At 67.7% G+C, this 17,705-nt stretch carries 12 protein-coding genes; 5 read left to right on the forward strand and 7 right to left on the reverse strand.

The genetic code is table 11. The features are described 5' to 3' along the window. Window positions 1–10: 10 nt before the first annotated feature. Window positions 11–3,664 (reverse strand): type I restriction endonuclease subunit R, encoded by a 3,654-nt coding sequence (locus IEZ11_RS38735; protein WP_229713623.1) that lies wholly within the window; start codon window positions 3,662–3,664, stop codon window positions 11–13. Window positions 3,665–3,797: 133 nt separating this feature from the next. Next, entirely contained in the window at window positions 3,798–3,992 is a 195-nt protein-coding gene (locus IEZ11_RS38740) for a hypothetical protein (RefSeq protein WP_046733847.1), read from the reverse strand. Window positions 3,993–4,192: 200 nt separating this feature from the next. On the opposite strand from IEZ11_RS38740, the gene IEZ11_RS38745 reads away from it, so the two are divergent. Further along, window positions 4,193–6,313: a S9 family peptidase gene (locus IEZ11_RS38745; protein WP_189267707.1), complete on the forward strand. Its 2,121-nt coding sequence runs from the start codon at window positions 4,193–4,195 to the stop codon at window positions 6,311–6,313. A 229-nt stretch (window positions 6,314–6,542) separates the two neighbouring features. Here IEZ11_RS38745 and IEZ11_RS38750 read toward each other — a convergent pair whose 3' ends face one another. Genes IEZ11_RS38750 through IEZ11_RS38770 form a run of 5 tightly spaced genes read right to left on the reverse strand, consistent with a single transcriptional unit; the run spans window position 6,543 to window position 12,114 of the window. After that, window positions 6,543–7,604 carry an ABC transporter ATP-binding protein gene (locus IEZ11_RS38750; RefSeq protein ID WP_189267708.1) on the reverse strand — a complete coding sequence of 354 codons (1,062 nt, stop codon included), beginning with the start codon at window positions 7,602–7,604 and terminating at the stop codon, window positions 6,543–6,545. Then, window positions 7,597–8,571: an ABC transporter ATP-binding protein gene (locus IEZ11_RS38755; protein WP_189267709.1), complete on the reverse strand. Its 975-nt coding sequence runs from the start codon at window positions 8,569–8,571 to the stop codon at window positions 7,597–7,599. Before IEZ11_RS38755 ends, IEZ11_RS38750 begins: the two co-directional genes overlap by 8 nt. Before the next feature lie 8 nt (window positions 8,572–8,579). After that, window positions 8,580–9,560, reverse strand: a complete 981-nt coding sequence (locus tag IEZ11_RS38760) for an ABC transporter permease (RefSeq protein WP_189267710.1) — start codon at window positions 9,558–9,560, stop codon at window positions 8,580–8,582. Beyond that, entirely contained in the window at window positions 9,553–10,476 is a 924-nt protein-coding gene (locus tag IEZ11_RS38765; protein WP_189267711.1) for an ABC transporter permease, read from the reverse strand. The genes IEZ11_RS38760 and IEZ11_RS38765 overlap by 8 nt, the downstream gene beginning before the upstream one ends. Before the next feature lie 6 nt (window positions 10,477–10,482). Next, window positions 10,483–12,114, reverse strand: coding sequence for a peptide ABC transporter substrate-binding protein (locus IEZ11_RS38770; RefSeq protein WP_189267712.1), 1,632 nt, complete (start codon window positions 12,112–12,114; stop codon window positions 10,483–10,485). Between the two features lie 570 nt (window positions 12,115–12,684). On the opposite strand from IEZ11_RS38770, the gene IEZ11_RS38775 reads away from it, so the two are divergent. The 4 genes from IEZ11_RS38775 to IEZ11_RS38790 all read left to right on the forward strand — a co-directional run bounded on the left by IEZ11_RS38775 (window position 12,685) and on the right by IEZ11_RS38790 (window position 17,705). Continuing rightward, entirely contained in the window at window positions 12,685–13,674 is a 990-nt protein-coding gene (locus tag IEZ11_RS38775; RefSeq protein ID WP_229713624.1) for an ABC transporter permease, read from the forward strand. 77 nt (window positions 13,675–13,751) lie between these two features. Then, entirely contained in the window at window positions 13,752–15,515 is a 1,764-nt protein-coding gene (locus tag IEZ11_RS38780; protein ID WP_189267714.1) for an ABC transporter substrate-binding protein, read from the forward strand. 120 nt (window positions 15,516–15,635) lie between these two features. Then, entirely contained in the window at window positions 15,636–16,616 is a 981-nt protein-coding gene (locus tag IEZ11_RS38785) for an ABC transporter permease (protein ID WP_189267715.1), read from the forward strand. A gap of 51 nt (window positions 16,617–16,667) precedes the next feature. Continuing rightward, complete coding sequence (locus tag IEZ11_RS38790; RefSeq protein ID WP_189267716.1) at window positions 16,668–17,705, forward strand: ABC transporter ATP-binding protein; 1,038 nt, start codon at window positions 16,668–16,670, stop codon at window positions 17,703–17,705.

Here is a 17,705-nt window from a genome sequence, read left to right on the forward strand (position 1 = left end):
ACACCCACGCTCAACCCAGTTCCCGATTCAGCTCATCCAGCAATTCCAGCGCCGCGTCCTTGTCCCCGAACGCCTGCATGAAGCCCCGTCCGCCGCCCCGCTCGGTGAACGGTGCGACTCCGAAGTCTCCCGGCTCGATGCCGACGTCGACGGCAATGGCGTCCTTTATCCGCTCCAGCCACCACAGCTGGTCGTCGGTGAACTCCACGCCCGCCTGCTCCTGCCGAAGCAGCCAGCCCTCGAAGCGCTCCTCGACCACCGTACGGTACGGACGCAGCTCGTCGTCGGCGCCGAGCTCGAAGCGGATGAGCCGGACCAGGTCGCCGAGGCCCGCCTCCTTGCCAGGGCTGGACGCGGCCCGGCCCAGTTGCTCGTAGTGGTCCCACAGGACGCCCGTCGTCCATGCCCGGTTCGTCGCGCGGATGCGGCCCGCCAGCTCCTTCAGCGCGTCGCGTGCCTCGCGCGGGCTGACGCGGGCCCCGCTGCCCAGCGCCACGCGGATCGCCACGTTCTTGTCGCGCTGCTCCTTCGTGAGGAGCGAGTTCCACTCGGCCAGTTCCTTCGTCGCCCGTTCCGTGCGCGGTATCTCGCGTATGTCGGTGACGCGGACCTCGGTCGTCTCGTCGTACGTCAGGTCCTGCTGGTGTCTGATCTCCAGGATCAGCTTTCGCAGCTCGGGGCGTGTGGTCAGCGGTGCCACCGCGTCCTGGACCAGCTTCTTCGCCAGTTCGGGGCCGCCGTCGTGCCGTGCCTGGTCCTGGGTGTCGACGTCCACCGCGTCCGTGATCCGGCGGGCGATGCCCGCCAGGCTCATGCCGCCGGACGTCTGGGACAGCAGCTTTCGGTCCTCCGTGTCCAGTTGCCGGTCGATACGGGCCAGCCGACGTGCCAGCGTCTCCGCCTCGTCCGCCGTGAGTGACTGCGTGCCGGCCTTGTCCATCAGCTTCGCCAGCGAGATGCCCTTCTCCCCCGCCGGGATCAGCGGGCGGGCGTCCACCAGAGGCGAGTCGGTCACCCCCACCGCATCGATCATGACGAAGTGGTCCTTCGCCAGGTCGGGCGCCGCTTCCGGAGTGACCGCCTTCAGTTCGTCCGCGTCGATGGAACGGGCGCCGCGTCCCTTCATCTGCTCGAAGAGGACCGGGCTCTTGATCGACCGCAGGAAGATCACGCACTCCAGTGCCTTCACGTCCGTACCCGTGGCGATCATGTCGACCGTGACCGCCACCCTCAGCCTGTGTGAGTTGCGCAGATCGTTGATCAGTTCGTCGGGGTCGTCGCCGTTCTGGCGTGAGCGGTAGGTGATCTTCTTCGCGAACTCGTCGCCCCTGCCGAAGACTTCCTTGACCTGTTTCAGCACTTCCTCGGCGTGGTCGTCGCTCGCCGCGAAGACAAGAGTCTTCGGCAGCTCCGCGCGACCCGGGAACCAGCGCTTCCAGTTGTTGCGGTACGTCGACAGGACCGCACGGATCTCGTCGGGGTTGATCACCGAGCGGCCGAGCTGCGCGACGGTGTACTCGAAGTCCTCGTCCAGCTGCTCGTAGCGCTGGGCGCGTGTCTGGCGGTCGCGGATGCGGACGGTCGTACCCTTCTCGATCTTCGCGCCGCCGTCCTCGCGGATCGTGGTGTTGAGGCGCACGATGTCGAAGTCGACGTTGACGCCGTCGGCGACGGCCTGCTCGTACGTGTACTGGGCCACCATGTTGTGGTCGAAGAAGCCCTGGGTCTGGCGGGTGGGTGTCGCCGTCAGGCCGACCAGGTGGGCGTCGAAGTAGTCCAGGACGCCGCGCCAGAGGCCGTAGATGGAGCGGTGGCACTCGTCGATCACGATCACGTCGAACGACTCGATCGGGACGTCCGCGTTGTACTCGACCGTGATCGGCTCGTCCGCCGTGTAGGTCTCGTCCAGGTTCGAGGCGTTCGGACGGGTCTCACCTTCCTGCGCGGCTGCCTCCGCGGACGCCTCCTCAGGCGTCTCCTTCGGCTCCGGTTCGTCCCCGTCCTGGCCGTCCTGGCCATCCTGGAGTTCCTCGCCCTTGAGGAGGGCGTACATCCGCTGGATCGTGGAGATCACCACCGCCGACGTGTCCTGGAGCCCGCTGCGGCCCAGCATGTCGACGTTGTAGAGGTCGGTGAGCTTACGGTTCTCGTCGGGTGTGCGGTACTTGTCGAACTCGGCGTGGGCCTGGCGGCCGAGGTTGTTGCGGTCGACGAGGAAGAGGACCCGGCGGGCGCCCGCGTGACGGAGGAGGCGGTAGGTCTCTGTGACGGCTGTGAAGGTCTTTCCGGCGCCCGTGGCCATCTGGATGAGGGCGCGGGGCCGGTCGGTCGCCAGGGAGCCTTCCAGGCCCGTGATGGCGTCCACCTGGGCCATGCGCAGGCCGTGGGTCTCCAGGAGCGGCATGCTCGTGCGGAGTGCCGCGCGGAAGGTGGGGACGTCCGGTTCCTCGTCGGCGCGCTTCATCCAGGCGGCGATGGTCTCGGGGCGGTGGAAGGTGAAGACCTCTCGGGAGCGGGCGTGGGGGTCGACGCGGTTGAGGAAGTACGTTTCGGCGCCGGTGCTGGCGTAGCGGAACGCGAAGGGCTCGTCGCGGCGCCATACCGCCATCGCGTGTTCCTTGAGGACGCCGGCCGCGTATCGCTCGTTCTGGGCGAGGGCGCCGGAGAGCGCGGTGCCTTCGCGCTTCGCCTCGATGACTCCGACGATCTTTCCGTCGACGTAGAGGACGTAGTCGGCACGCCCGGTGGCGAGCGTGAACTCCTCGATGGCGACGCCCTTGCCCGCGAGGGGGTTCGCTTCCGCCTTGCTCTGGATCAGCCAGCCCGACTTCCTCAGCATCGCGTCGATCTTCTTGCGTGCCTGCACCTCGTTGAGCGGCGCGGGGCTCTGCGCGCGCTCGACGATCGCCTCGCGGGCCGCGGAGGCGATCCTGCGGGGCTGGACGCGCTCACGGTCGTACCGCTGCTGGTGCGCTGTGCGCAGCTCGGCGACCTGGGCCCTCAGGTCCTCGATCTGGGCGGCGTAGGCCGACTTCGCCCGCTGCGCGCTGGCGATCAGCTCCTCCGCCTCGGCGCGGGCCCGGCGCTCGGCCTCAAGGCGGTCGCTGGTCTCGGACAGCTTGACGCGGGACTCCGCCAGGGCGCGCCGGTGCCCGTCCAGCGCCTCCTGGAGTTCCGCGATCTCCTCCGGATCGACCGGCTGCGCGTCCGCCACGAGCGTCGGCGGGACGAACGCGGACACCGTCCGCTTGCCACCGAACACGCGGTCGAAGTGGTCGCCCAACTGCCAGCACAACTCAAGCGCTTCGAGCGCCTTCGTCGTGTCGAAGAGGTGGTTGTGCGCGGCATGGTTGCGTCCCCGGCGAAGCTTGTCGAACGCCTCACGGCTCCAGCCGACGAGCACGCCCGCCCGCGTGAGCGCGTTGAGGCGGTCGAACTGGGTCGTGCCCTGGACGCGTGTGCCGGTGCGGGTGACGAACTCCTCGGCCAGCACCTCGCCGAACTGGCCGGCGCTCACGTAGGCGGCGTTCGGGTTGGTGAAGACGGTCAGCTCCGCCTGCGAACCGTAGATGGCCAGCAGCGGCTGATAGCTGTACAGACGGCCGAAGTTGGGTGATGCCTTCGCCAGCTGCCGAAGCCGGTCGTCCATGTTCTGCCCGTCCACGCGCCCCCGCCTCAGCCATCGCTCGTCCCAGGTTCGACAAGCTTACGGAGAAGGAGACGGGGAAGCAGCGGAACAGGACAGGGCGAAGGGCGTCTCCGGCCGCCTGCGGGCGCCGGAGACGCGGTCGCGCCCGTCAGAACTTGATACTGCCGATCATGCTGGCGACGTTGGTCGTCAGGTCGCTGATCGTCGGCGCGACGGTGGAGGAGGCGAGATAGAAACCGAGCAGCATGCACACCACGGCATGACCGCCCTTCAGACCCGACTTCTTGATCAACAAGAAGACGATGATCGCCAGCAGCACCACCGCCGAAATCGAGAGTGCCACGGCGGCTCACCTCCAAAGGTCCCAGGGACGAGGGGGGTTCGGACTATGGGAGTTGTAGATCAGTACAGCCGAGTACAGCAATGACATGCCCCAGCCAGCAGGTTCATACCCACCCAGCGGTAGTGATCATAACTATGCGTGCTCGCGCATCGCTCGGCGCACGGCCGCACAAGGGGGCGCATGGCCAATATGGTCGGGGCATGACGACCGAGGCTGTCTCATTCCCCCGCCGGCACGCCCGCACCCGGCGTTTCACGCTCGGCGCGCCGCGCGCGTTCACCGTGGCCCCCGACGGCTCCCGCGTGGCGTTTCTGCGCTCCGCTTCCGGCACGGACGGCGCCAACTCCCTGTGGATTCTCGATGTGCCGAGCGGTGAGGAGCGCCTCGCGGCGGACCCGGGCGTCCTGCTCGGCGGCGCCGAGGAGCACCTCTCGCCCCAGGAGCGGGCCCGCCGCGAACGCAGCCGCGAGAGCGGCGCCGGCATCGTCGGCTATGCCACCGACGCGACCGTGGAGTTGGCGTCTTTCGCGTTGTCAGGGCGGCTTTTCAGTGCCGAGCTCAGGGCCGGCACCACCCGCGAACTCCCGGTTCCCGGACCGGTGATCGACCCGCGCCCGGCCCCCGACGGCCGCCATGTCGCGTACGTCACGGAGGGCGCCCTGCGGGTGGTGGGCGCCGAGGGCGACGGCGACCGGGCGCTCGCGGAGCCGGAGTCGGAACAGGTCACCTATGGATTGGCCGAGTTCATCGCGGCCGAGGAGATGGGCCGTTCGCGCGGCTTCTGGTGGTCGCCGCGGTCCGACCGGCTGCTCGTGGCGCGCGTGGACGACACGCCGGTACCGCGGTGGTGGATCGCCGACCCGGCACACCCGGAGCGTGAGCCACATCATGTCGCCTACCCGGCGGCGGGCACCGAGAACGCGGACGTGCGCCTGTTCGTGCACGACCTCGACGGCGGGCGCACGGAGGTCTCCTGGGACCGGGCGCGCTACCCGTACTTGGCGCATGTGCACTGGTCAGAGGCGGGCGCCCCACTGCTGCTCGTACAGGCGCGCGACCAGCGCAGCCAGCTGTTCCTGGCCGTGGACCCGGAGTCGGGGGCGACCCGGATGGTGCACGCGGACGAAGATCCAACATGGCTTGAACTGTTCGGTGGAGTGCCCTGCTGGAGCCCCTCCGGACAGCTGGTGCGGATCGCCGACGAGGGCGGCGCCCGGGTGCTCGCGGTGGGTGAACGACCGCTCACGGGAGCCCAGTTGCACATCCGTGCGGTTCTCGACGTGACCGCCGATGACGTGCTGGTTTCCGCGTCCGCCGGCGAGGAGGCCGACTCCTCCGAGACCGGCGAGGTGCACGTCTACCGGGTGAACGAGCTCGGCGTGGAGCGCGTGTCGCAGGAGCCCGGCGTGCACACGGCGGTGCGCGCCGGGGGCGTGACCGTACTGGTCTCCGCCACGCTGGACACCCCGGGCGCCCGGGTCCAGGTGCTGCGCGACGGAAAGCACCTGACGACTGTCACGTCGTACGCCGAAGACCCCGGTTTGTCCCCGCGCGTGACGCTTACCGAGGGGGGCGCACGCCGAATTCCGTGCGCCGTGCTTATGCCACGGGACTACCACGGGGACACTCCCCTGCCGGTTCTGCTCGACCCCTACGGGGGTCCGCACGGCCAGCGGGTGGTCGCCGCGCACAACGCCCACCTGACCTCGCAGTGGTTCGCCGACCAGGGCTTCGCGGTGATCGTCGCCGACGGCCGGGGCACACCGGGCCGCTCCCCCGCCTGGGAGAAGGCCGTCAAGGACGACCTGGCGGCGGTCGTCCTCCAGGACCAGGTAGACGCGCTCCAGGCGCTCGCCGCCGACTTCCCCCTCGACCTGACCAGGGTGGCGATCCGCGGCTGGTCCTTCGGCGGCTACCTCGCCGCCCTCGCGGCCCTGCGCCGCCCGGACGTCTTCCACGCGGCGGTGGTGGGCGCCCCGGTGACCGACCTGCGCCTGTACGACACCCATTACCAGGAGCGCTACCTCGGCCACCCCGGCGAGCGGCCGGAGGTCTACCGCCGCAACTCGCTGATCGACGACACCGGCCTGGTCGACGCGGCCGGCCCGCACCGCCCGATGATGATCATCCACGGCCTGGCGGACGACAACGTGGTGGTAGCCCACTCCCTGCGCCTGTCCAGCGCCCTGCTGGCAGCGGGCCGCCCGCACGAGGTGCTCCCCCTGTCGGGCGTGACCCACATGACCCCGCAGGAGCAGGTGGCGGAGAACCTGCTGCTGCTCCAGCTGGAGTTCCTGAAGAGGTCACTGGGCCTGGCGTAACGCGCCACGAAGGGGCGCGGGGAATGCGCGATCAGCCCCCACCGGCCCGCAGGTCCCTTGCGGCCGCACCCGGCGGAGCGCACGGCAACGGGCCGGAGCGACATGGCGCGCTCCGGCCCGTTTACGGCACCCGCACGGCCGTACGCTGAAAAGAGTGCCGCGTCCGTATATCGAGACCGGGTCAGCGAAGTTGCCTGCATGTTAACGCGATTGATGCACATTCGCCCCGTTATGCACCCCGGTTTCCAAGATCGTCCGGCGGCACCACCCGCTTCTCCTCCGCGAAGTGGCAGGCGGAGTCATGCGCCGCGGGCCCCGGCGCCAGCCGGAACTCCGCGGGCACCGCGAGCATCGGCACCTCCAGCGCGCAGCGCTCCTGCGCCTTCCAGCACCGCGTGCGGAACCGGCACCCCGACGGGATGTTCGTCGGCGACGGGACGTCCCCGCTCAGGATGATCCGCTCCCGGCGCTCGCGCGCCTCCGGGTCCGGTACCGGCACTGCGGAGAGCAGCGCCTGGGTGTAGGGATGGGTCGGATGGTCGTAGATCTCCTCGTCCTTGCCGATCTCCACGATCCGCCCGAGGTACATCACCCCGACCCGGTCCGAGATGTGCCGCACGATCGACAGGTCGTGGGCGATGAAGACGTACGACAGGTCGAAGTCGTTCTGGAGCCGGTCCAGCAGGTTGATCACCTGGGCCTGCACGGAGACGTCGAGCGCGGACACCGGTTCGTCGGCGACGATCACCTCGGGGCGCAGTGCCAGCCCCCGTGCGATGCCGATGCGCTGCCGCTGGCCGCCGGAGAACTGGTGCGGATAGCGGTTGATGTACTCGGGGTTGAGCCCGACGACGTCCAGCAGCTCCTGGACCCGCCGGCGCCGGTCGCCCTTGGGGGCCGCCTCGGGGTGGATCTCGTACGGCTCCCCGATGATGTCCCCGACGGTCATCCGGGGGTTGAGGGACGTGTACGGGTCCTGGAAGACCATCTGGATGTTGCGGCGGACCGCCTTGAGCGCACGGCCGCCCAGCCGGGTGATGTCCTCGCCCTTGTACTTGATCGACCCGGCCGTCGGCCGCTCAAGGTTGACGAGCATCTTGGCGACGGTCGACTTGCCGCAGCCGGACTCCCCGACGATGCCGAGGGTCTCTCCTTTGTCGAGTGTGAAGTCAACACCGTCAACAGCCTTGACCGCACCGATCTGTTTCTTGATCAGGATTCCCTGGGTCAGGGGGTAGTGCTTGACCAGTCCACTCACTTCCAGGATCGGCTCAACCACCGCGTCAACCATTGAGGCACTCCCTCCAGAAGTGACAGGCACTGCCCCGGTGCCGGTCCACCTCGTACAGCGGGGGTTCGTCGGTGCGGCACACGTCCTGGGCCATCGGGCAGCGCGGGCTGAAGGCGCACCCCGGCGGGATGTCCATGAGGTTGGGCGGCAGACCCTTGATGGCGTAGAGCTCCTGGCCCTTCTGGTCGAGGCGTGGGATGGAGTCGAGAAGCCCGCGCGTGTAGGGGTGCGCCGGCGCCTTGTAGATGTCGTGCACGGGCGCGGACTCGACGATCCGTCCCGCGTACATGACGGCGATCCGGTCGGCGACGTCCGCGACCACGCCCAGGTCGTGGGTGATCAGGATCAGTCCCATGCGGTACTCGCGCTGCAACTCCGCGAGCAGGTCCATGACCTGGGCCTGCACGGTCACGTCCAGGGCGGTCGTCGGCTCGTCGGCGATGATGAGCGCGGGTTCCAGGGCCAGCGCCATGGCGATCATGATGCGCTGGCGCATGCCTCCGGAGAACTGGTGCGGGTAGTCCCGCACCCGCTGGGCGGCGGCCGGGATCCGCACCCGGTCCATCAGCTCGACCGCCTTCGCCCGCGCGTCCTTCTTCGACGCACCCCGGTGCACGACGAACATCTCGGCGAGCTGGTCGCCCACGCTCAGCACCGGGTTGAGCGCCGACAGCGCGTCCTGGAAGATCATCGCCATCTCGGCGCCCCGGACCTTGCGTCGCTCCTCTTCCTTCAGTTTCAGCAGATCGCGCCCCCGGAAGAGGATCTCGCCCCCGCCGATCCGCCCCGGCGGCATGTCGAGGATCCCCATCACGGCCTGGGCGGTCACCGACTTGCCGGACCCCGACTCGCCCAGCACGGCCAGCGTCTCCCCCTCGTCGACGGCGTAGGAGACGCCGTTGACCGCCTTCGCGACGCCGTCCCTGGTCCGGAACTCCACGTGCAGGCCACGCACTTCGAGCAGCACGGCGGCGCTCACCTCAGCTTCGGGTCGAGGGCGTCGCGCACCGCGTCGCCGAGCATGATGAAGGCCAGGACGGTGAGCGCGAGCGCCCCTGAGGGCCACAGCAGCGCGTGCGGGGCGTTGCGGATGTAGGGCGAGGCGGCGGAGATGTCGATGCCCCAGGAGACGCTGGGCGGCTTCAGCCCGACGCCGAGGTACGACAGGGTCGCCTCAAGGGCGATGTAGGTGCCGAGCGCGATGGTCGCCACGACGATCACGGGGGCCACCGCGTTCGGCGCGATGTGCCGCAGCAGGATGCGGGAGTCGGAGGCGCCGAGGGCGCGGGCGGCCTGGACGTAGTCGTTCTGCTTGGCGGTGATCACCGAGCCGCGGGCGATCCGGGAGATCTGGGGCCAGCCGAGCAGCACCATGAACCCGATGACCGGCCAGACCGTATTGCTGGTCACCACCGAGAGGAGGACGAGACCGCCGAGGACGACCGGGATCGCGAAGAAGACGTCGGTGATCCGGGAGAGCACCGAGTCCCAGAACCCGCCGAAGAACCCGGCGAGGCCGCCGAGCACCGACCCGAGCAGCGCGACCCCGAGCGTGGCGCAGACGCCCACCGTGACGGACGTACGGGCCCCGTAGACGGTCCGCGTGTAGACGTTGCAGCCCTGTCCGTCGTAGCCGAAGGGAGCGCCCGGCTGGGAGCCCTCCTGGGCCTTGGCCAGGTTGCACTGGAGGGGGCTGCCGGAGGCGATCAGGGACGGCCACAGGGAGATGACGACGAGGAAGAGGATGACCAGCGCGGAGATGACGAAGACCGGGTTGCGCCGCAGGTCCCGCCACGCGTCGGACCAGAGGGAGCGCGGCCTGGCCGCCGGCCCCGTGCCCAGCGGTCCGCCCGGTGTCCTCTCCAGCGTCTGCGCCTCGCTCGTCGCGAGGTCCATCGCCCCGCCCGCCCCGGTCCCCGCGATCACCCGGTCGGGCTCGAACGGCTGCTCAGGCATAGCGGATCCTCGGGTCGAGTACGGCGTAGAGAAGGTCGACGAGGAGATTGGCGACGAGGAAGACGAGGACGAGGACGGTCACGAAGCCGACCACCGTCTGCGTGTTCTGCCGCAGGATCCCCTGGTAGAGCTGGTAGCCGACGCCGTGGATGTTGAAGATCCGCTCGGTGACGATCGCGCCGCCCATGAGCGCGCCGATGTCGGTGCCGATGAAGGTGACGACGGGGATGAGGGAGTTGCGCAGCAGGTGCCGGGTGATGACCCGGCGCCGGGGCAGCCCCTTGGCGACGGCCGTACGGACGTAGTCGCTCCGTTTGTTCTCGGCGATGGAGGTCCGGGTCAGCCGGGTGACATAGGCGAGCGACACGGAGGCGAGCACCAGCCCCGGCACGATCAGCTGGCCGAAGGGGGCGTCCGGGGACACGGACGGTTTGATCCAGCCCCACTCCACGCCCAGGAGCAGTTGGAGCAGCAGACCGGTCACGAAGGTCGGTACGGAGATGACGACCAGGGTGGCGAGCAGCACGCCGGTGTCGACGGGCCGTCCGCGCCGCAGGCCGGTCACCACGCCCAGCGTGATGCCGATGACGATCTCGAAGAGGATCGCCACGACGGTCAGCCGGATGGTGACGGGGAACGCGGTCGACATCAGTTCGGTGACCGGCTGTCCGTTGAACGCCGTACCGAAGTCCCCGGTGAAGACGTTCCCCATATAGGTGAGGTATTGCTGCCACACCGGCTTGTCGAGACCGAACTCCTTCTTCAGCTGGGCGGCGGTCGCCGGATCGCAGGCCCGCTCACCGCACAGCCCCGCGATCGGGTCGCCCATGACATTGACCATGAGGAAGATCAGCAGCGTGGCCCCGACGAACACCGGGATCATCTGGAGCAGCCGCCGGACGACATAGCGCCCCATGCCGGTTCAGCTGACCTTGATCTCGTTGTAGACGGGGACGCTGAACGGATTGAGGGCCACGTTCGACAACCGCTCGGAGTAGCCGGCGCTGCCGTTCTGGTACCAGAGCGGAATGGCGGCCATGTTGTCGCGGACGACTCCCTCGGCCTGCTGGAAGGTCGACACGGCCTTGGCGGTGTCGGTCTCGGCGTTGGCCTGGTCGACGAGTCCGTCGAAGTCCTTGTTCGACCACTTGCCGTCGTTGGAGGAGGCGTTCGTGTAGTAGAGCGGCTGGAGGAAGTTCTGGATGAGCGGGTAGTCCATCTGCCAGCCCGCGCGGAACGGCCCGGTCATCTTGTGCTGGCCGATCTGGTTCCGGAAGTCGGCGAAGGTGCCGACCGGATTCCCCACGCACGCCTTGTCGTTGCCGAGCGCGTTGTTGATGGAGTTGCACACGGCGTCCACCCACATCCTGTGCGAGCCGGTGTCGGCGTTGTACGTGATCTTGAGCTGTCCGCCGGGCAGTCCCCCGCCCTCCTGGATGAGCTTCTTGGCCTGGGCGGGGTCGTAGTCGCAGGCGCTCCCGCACAGCCCTTCCTTGAAACCGCCGTCCGCGCCGAGCACCGGCGAGGTCCAGTCGGTGGCCGGGGTGCGGGTGTTCTGGAAGATGGTGTCGGTGATCTGCTTCCGGTTGATGGCCATGGAGAGGCCGGTGCGGACCTTCTCCGATCCGCTCTTGTTCCAGGCGCTGTCGTAATAGGGGAAGGCCAGCGTCTGGATGATGCCGGCCGGGGTGTTGATGTAGCGGTCACCGAGGTCGCTCTTGACGTTCTTCAGCTGCGCGGCGGGAACGTCGTCGACGAGGTCCAGGTTGCCGGCGATGAGGTCGGTGTAGGCGGTGTCGTTGTCCGTGTAGACCTTGAGGGTCACTCCGCCGTTCTGCGCCTTGTCGGCGCCGGGATAGGCGTCCCACTTCTTCAGGGCCATCTGCGAGCCCTTGGTGTAGGAGTCGATGCGGTACGGCCCGTCGCCGACCGGTTGCTCCAGCCAGCCGGCGTGGTCGGTGAAGAATGACTGCGGCAGCGGGGCGAAGGCCGCGTAGCCGAGGGTGTCGGGGAAACTGGAGAACTTCTGGTTGAGCGCCACGGTGAAGGTCCTGTCATCGACGGCCTTCAGACCGGAGAGCTTGTCGGCGGTCTGTGAGCCGGTGTCCGGGTGGACCTTGTCGTAGCCCTGGATGTAGCCGAAGAAGTAGGCGTTCTTCTGGTTGTTCCTGAGGCTCGCCCCGTAGTTCCAGGCGTCGACGAACGACTTGGCGGTCACCTTCTCCCCGTTGGAGAAGGTCCAGCCGTCCTTGAGGGTGATCGTGAAGTTCTGCGAGTCGCTCGTGTCGATCTTGTCGGCGAGCATGTTCTCGGCCTTGCCGGTCTTCGGGTCGTACTTCTTCAGTCCCCGGAAGATCATGTCGAGGACCTTGCCGCCCTGGACCTCGTTGGTGTTGGACGGCTCCAGGGGGTTCTGCGGGTCGCCCCAGGAGGAGCTGAGCACGCCGCTCTCGCCTCCGCCGCCACCGCTGCTGCCGCCGCCCCCGCAGGCCGTGGCGGCGAGCGCCACCACCACCGCGCAGGCCGCCCCTCGGGCGTGCATGGCTGAACGCATGGCGTGCCTCCTCCGTGAAGGGTGATCCGTCGACCCGCCGATCGGTCGACCGATAAATGAACTGCTATCGGTCAATATCGACGAAACAGGTCGATATCGCTCACCCACTGCCCCGAACGGAGGCCCCCGAGGGGCCCATGACGACCTTTAGAGGGACACGTCACCCGATTGCGCCCGACCCTCCAGAAGCCCCTCGGGGATCTTGTGAAGGCCATGCAACGGATCTCCGCGTAACGATGCCGAAACGTTGGATTGCGACCCGTCGATGTACGCATTTCGGCACCCACGCGTCCGCATAACGAACTCCTTGCCCGTTTCGCCCAGTTCGCCCGAACTAAAGCACGGTGCGATTACGAGGCGCTACCCGCGTAGCTACGGAACGGTCAAGCCCAGGCAAAGAAAGTAAAGAGACTCCCAAGTCGCCCGAGAATTTATTGACCTTGAATGAATTGCGTTGAAAAAGTCCGGCGTAGCCCGTAGGGGAGTGTGCCCTTGCGGAGTCATCAGACCCTCCCTTGGGCCAGGAGCACCATGACCCCCCCAACTCCATCCGCGGCTGCCCCGCTCGAGGTGACCGACGAGACCGAGAAGAAGTCGATCACTTCGGACGGCTCGAAGGGCAGCGAGAGCAGGTCGCCCGGACAGCTCGCGTGGCGCCGCTTCAAGCGGGACCGCACGGGCGTCATATCGGCGATCATCGTGATCTTCTTCTTCGTGATCGCGCTGGCCGCTCCGCTCATCGCCAAGCTGTACGGGAAGGACCCCTACACGACGTACGGGCTGAACACGCCCGGCCTGCTCGGGGACAACGGCTTCCCGGTCAGGCCCAACGGCGGCATGAGCCCGGACTTCTGGTTCGGCATCGACCCGCAGCTCGGCCGTGACGTCTTCACCTTCCTGCTCTACGCGATCCGCAACTCCCTGCTGATCTCCGTCGCCATCACGCTCTTCGTCGTGGTCCTCGGTGTGGTGGTCGGTGTGACCGCCGGTTACATGGGCGGCAAGACGGACTGGTTCTTCGGCCGGGTCATCGACATCCTGCTCGCCTTCCCGCAGCAGCTGTTCTTCGTGGCCTTCACCCCCGTGGTCGTCTCCCTGTTCGTGCCGGACAACGAGAACACCCCGACCTGGCTCGTCGTCGTCTGCCTCGTCGGCCTCCTGACGGCCTTCGGCTGGGCCTCCATCGCCCGACTGCTGCGCGGTCAGGTACTGGCGCTGCGCGAACGCGAGTTCGTCGAGGCCGCCAAGGTCACGGGTGCGTCTCCCGCGCGGATCATCTTCAAGGAACTGCTGCCCAACCTGTGGACACCGATCTTGATCCAGGGGACTCTGACCCTCCCGGCGATGGTCACCACGGAGGCAGGTCTCGCGTTCCTCGGTGTCGGTCTTCAGGACCCGACGCCCGACTGGGGCGTCATGATCGGATACGCCGCCAAGTTCTACCAGGACGACATCACCTTCCTGCTCTTCCCGGGCGTGGCCATGGTGATCTTCGTGTTGGCGTTCAACCTTCTCGGTGACTCGATGCGTGACGCGCTCGACCCGAAGACCAAGCGCTGATCTCCGGCTTCTTCAGGACCACGGCAAAGGCGCCGGGTGCCGGATTTCTCTCATCAACCCACTCAAGGCAGGATGCGATGTCTTTCTCGCGCAGAAACTTCCTGATAGCCACCGGTGTCGCCGCCGCGGCGGGCTCCGTGCTGACCGCGTGCAGCAGCGGTGACTCCAGCGGTGGCTCCAGCGGGGGCAAGCAGGAGGCCGCCAAGGCCCAGACCACCACGGTCAAGATCGGCACGGCGGAGGACTCCAAGGGCCCGGCTCCCGAGGTCTCCGGCGCGAAGAAGGGCGGCAAGGTCTACCTTCTGAACGACGACGACTTCTCGCACCTGGACCCGCAGCGCGTCTACTACGCCTGGAACTCCCTCGCGGTCGTCGTCATCAACCGCGCCCTGACCGGTTACAAGGTCGCGGACGACGGTTCCCAGACCCTGGTCGGCGACCTCGCCACCGACACGGGCACGATGAAGGACGGCGGCAAGACCTGGTCCTTCACCCTGAAGGACGGCGTCAAGTGGGAGGACGGCTCCGACGTCACCGTCGATGACGTCCGCCACGGTTTCGAGCGTGCCTTCGCCAGCTACATCACCGAGGGCGCCATGTACGTCCAGTCGTGGCTGACGGGCTCCACCGACTACCGCAAGTCCTACTCGGGTCCGTACTCGGGCAAGCACCTGAAGTCGATCACGACGAGCGGGAAGACCATCACCTTCCACCTCTCCGAGGCTCGCCCCGACTTCAACTACGTCGTCGCGATGCAGTCGTACGCGCCGACCCCGGTCAAGCACGACACCAAGCAGAACTACGACAAGAAGCCGTTCTCGAACGGCCCCTACAAGGTCAAGTCGCACGACACGGACAAGTCGATGGTGCTCGTCCGCAACGAGCACTGGGACGCGAGCACGGACCCGATCCGCAACGCCTACCCGGACGAGTTCGACTTCTCCTTCGGCATCGAGCAGCTCACGGCGATCGACCGGCTGCTGGCCGACTCCGGCAACGACCAGTACGCCGTCTCGTGGCGCACCATCCCGCAGGAGCGCGTCCAGAAGGCCCAGTCCGAGGCCAAGGACCGCATCTTCCAGGGTCTGAGCAGCGGCGTCAGCGTCTACTGGATCAACACCACCCGGGTCGACGACAAGGACGTCCGCGAGGCCATCATCAAGGCCTGGCCGACCGCCGCGATCCGTCAGCTCCAGGGTGGCTCGGTCCGCGGTGACTACGCGACCGGCATCATGAGCCCGCTCGTCGCCGGCTACAAGTCGCAGGACGTCTGGGGCAAGCTGAAGAACCCGGCGGGCGACCCGGCGGCCGCGAAGAAGATCCTGCAGAAGGCCGGCAAGACCGGCGCCAAGATCGTCTACGCGTACCAGCAGGACCCGACCCAGGCGAAGATCAAGGTCGTCGTGGAGAACGCCCTCAAGGCGGCCGGCTTCGACGTCGTCTCCAAGGGCATCGACTCCACCACCTGGTACGACCAGACCGGCAAGGTCGCCAACCCGTACGACATCTACTGGGGTGGCTGGTCCTCCGACTGGCCGACCGGTTACTCGGTCTTCCAGCCGCTGTTCGACAGCAAGGCGATCGCCGACGGCGGCTCGAACTACTCGCACCTCAAGGACCCGGCTGTCGACGCCGCCATCAAGGCTGCCACCGCCGAGACCGACAACGACAAGGCGAACGCCATGTGGGCCGCCCTGGACAAGCAGGTCACCGAGGACGCCGCGTTCATCCCGGACGTCTACATGCGCCGTCTGTACCTGCACGGTTCCAAGCTCGGGAACGTGAAGATGGACCCGAACTTCGACGGCTGCATGCTCTACAAGCTGTACGTCAAGGCCTGATCCATCACCTGAGAGGTGGGGCGGTCACCGGCCGCCCCACCCTCGGCTCGTCCACCGGACCTCCGGTCACCCCGGCACGGCCCGATCCGCACGACGGCCCTCCCAGGAAAGCCACTCCCCATGTTTCGCTTCCTCGTCCGCCGAGTCCTCGGCGCCGTGATCACGCTGTTCATCATCAGCGCGATCACCTTCATGCTCTTCTATGCGGTGCCTCGTGACCCGGCGCGGATGGCGTGCGGCAAGCTCTGCACGCCGGAGACGCTCCAGCTGATCCGCCACAACATGGGAATCGACGAGGCCCTGCCGGTCCAGTACTGGCACTGGATCACGGGCATCTTCCTGGGGCGCGAATACCCGGGCTTCGGGCACTGCAACGCCCCGTGCCTGGGCTACTCCTTCGTCAACCGCGAGCCCGTGCTCTCCACGATCGCGGACCGCTTCCCGACGACGGTCTCGCTCGCTCTCGGCTCCGCCGTGGTGTTCCTCATCTTCGGTATCGGCGCCGGCATGCTCGCCGCGGTCAAGCAGGGCAAGGCTCTCGACAAGATCGCCAGCAGCGCGTCCCTGATCGCCTCGTCGATGCAGATCTACTTCGTCGGCCCGCTGGCCCTGTACTTCCTCGTGTACCAGTTCCACATCCTCGACCAGCCGTCGTACAACGGCTTCCTCGACGACCCGCTCTCCTGGGCCAACGGTCTCCTGGTGCCGTGGCTGGTGCTGGCCCTGATCTGGACCGCCAACTACACGCGTATGACGCGCTCCCAGCTGGTCGAGACACTCACCGAGGACTACGTGCGCACCGCCCGGGCCAAGGGCATGTCGCGGCGCAACGTCTTCTTCCGCTTCGCCTGGCGCGGCGCGATGGCCCCGATCATCACGATCTTCGGCATCGACCTGGGCACGCTGCTCGGCGGCGCGATGATCACCGAGTACACCTTCAGCCTCCAGGGCATCGGCCTGCTGTCCGTGAAGTCGGTACAGACCAACGACCTGCCCATGCTGCTCGGCATCATGGTGATCACGTCGTCCTTCGTGGTGATCGCCAACATCGTGGTGGACGCCATCTACGGCCTCATCGACCCGCGTATCCGGCTCGCCTGACGCCGCCCGCCCCTACCAGCTACCCCGCATCACCCCCTCTGGAGCGTCCCCGTGACGAGCACCGATCAGCAGCCCTTCCTGTCCGTCAAGGACCTGAAGGTGCACTTCTCGACCGAGGACGGCGTCGTCAAGGCCGTCGACGGCCTCTCCTTCGACCTCATGCGCGGCAAGACGCTGGGCATCGTGGGTGAGTCGGGGTCCGGCAAGTCGGTCACCAACCTGACCATCCTGGGCCTGCACAACCCGGACAGCACCTCGGTCGAGGGCTCCATCGAGCTGGACGGCCAGGAGCTGAACGGCGCCCCGGAGAAGACGCTGGAGCACCTCCGCGGCAACAAGATGGCGATGATCTTCCAGGACGCCCTGGCCTCGCTGTCGCCGTACCACACCATCGGCGCGCAGATCGGCGAGGTGTACCGCAAGCACAAGGGCGCCTCCAAGAAGGAGGCCCGGGAGCGGGCCGTCGAGATGCTCCGGCGGGTCGGTATCCCGCAGCCGGAGAGCCGGGTGGACAACTACCCGCACGAGTTCTCCGGCGGTATGCGCCAGCGCGCGATGATCGCCATGGCCCTGGTCTGCGACCCCGAGCTGCTGATCGCCGACGAGCCGACCACCGCGCTCGACGTGACGGTCCAGGCCCAGATCATGGACCTGCTCAAGGACCTCCAGCGGGAGTTCGGCACCGCGATCATCTTCATCACCCACGACCTGGGCGTGATCGCCGACATCGCCGACGAGGTCCTGGTCATGTACGGCGGCCGGTGCGTGGAGCGCGGCACGAAGAAAGAGGTGCTGAGCAGCCCGCGGCACCCGTACACGTGGGGCCTGCTGAGCTCCATGCCGAGCCTGGACGGCCCGGTGGACGTCCCGCTCAACCCGATCCCCGGTTCCCCGCCCTCGCTCCTCAACCCGCCCTCCGGCTGCCGTTTCCACCCGCGCTGCGCCTTCGCCGAGAAGGTCGACGGCAACCGGTGTGCCAAGGAGAGCCCGGTCCTGGAGATCACGAACGGCCGGGGCAGTGCCTGCCATCTGACCGACGAGCAGCGGACCGAGTACCTCGCCGACCTGACCGCGGCCAAGCACCACTGA

Source organism: Streptomyces fuscichromogenes, from assembly GCF_014645815.1.
GTDB classification, from domain to species: Bacteria; Actinomycetota; Actinomycetes; order Streptomycetales; family Streptomycetaceae; genus Streptomyces; species Streptomyces fuscichromogenes.

Coding starts and splice junctions, on each gene's coding strand:
- IEZ11_RS38780 (WP_189267714.1), top strand. CDS start 13,752: ATGTCTTTCTCGCGCAGAAACTTCCTGATAGCCACCGGTGTCGCCGCC.
- IEZ11_RS38745 (WP_189267707.1), top strand. CDS start 4,193: ATGACGACCGAGGCTGTCTCATTCCCCCGCCGGCACGCCCGCACCCGG.
- IEZ11_RS38785 (WP_189267715.1), top strand. CDS start 15,636: ATGTTTCGCTTCCTCGTCCGCCGAGTCCTCGGCGCCGTGATCACGCTG.
- IEZ11_RS38760 (WP_189267710.1), bottom strand. CDS start 9,560: ATGCCTGAGCAGCCGTTCGAGCCCGACCGGGTGATCGCGGGGACCGGG.
- IEZ11_RS38770 (WP_189267712.1), bottom strand. CDS start 12,114: ATGCGTTCAGCCATGCACGCCCGAGGGGCGGCCTGCGCGGTGGTGGTG.
- IEZ11_RS38765 (WP_189267711.1), bottom strand. CDS start 10,476: ATGGGGCGCTATGTCGTCCGGCGGCTGCTCCAGATGATCCCGGTGTTC.
- IEZ11_RS38750 (WP_189267708.1), bottom strand. CDS start 7,604: ATGGTTGACGCGGTGGTTGAGCCGATCCTGGAAGTGAGTGGACTGGTC.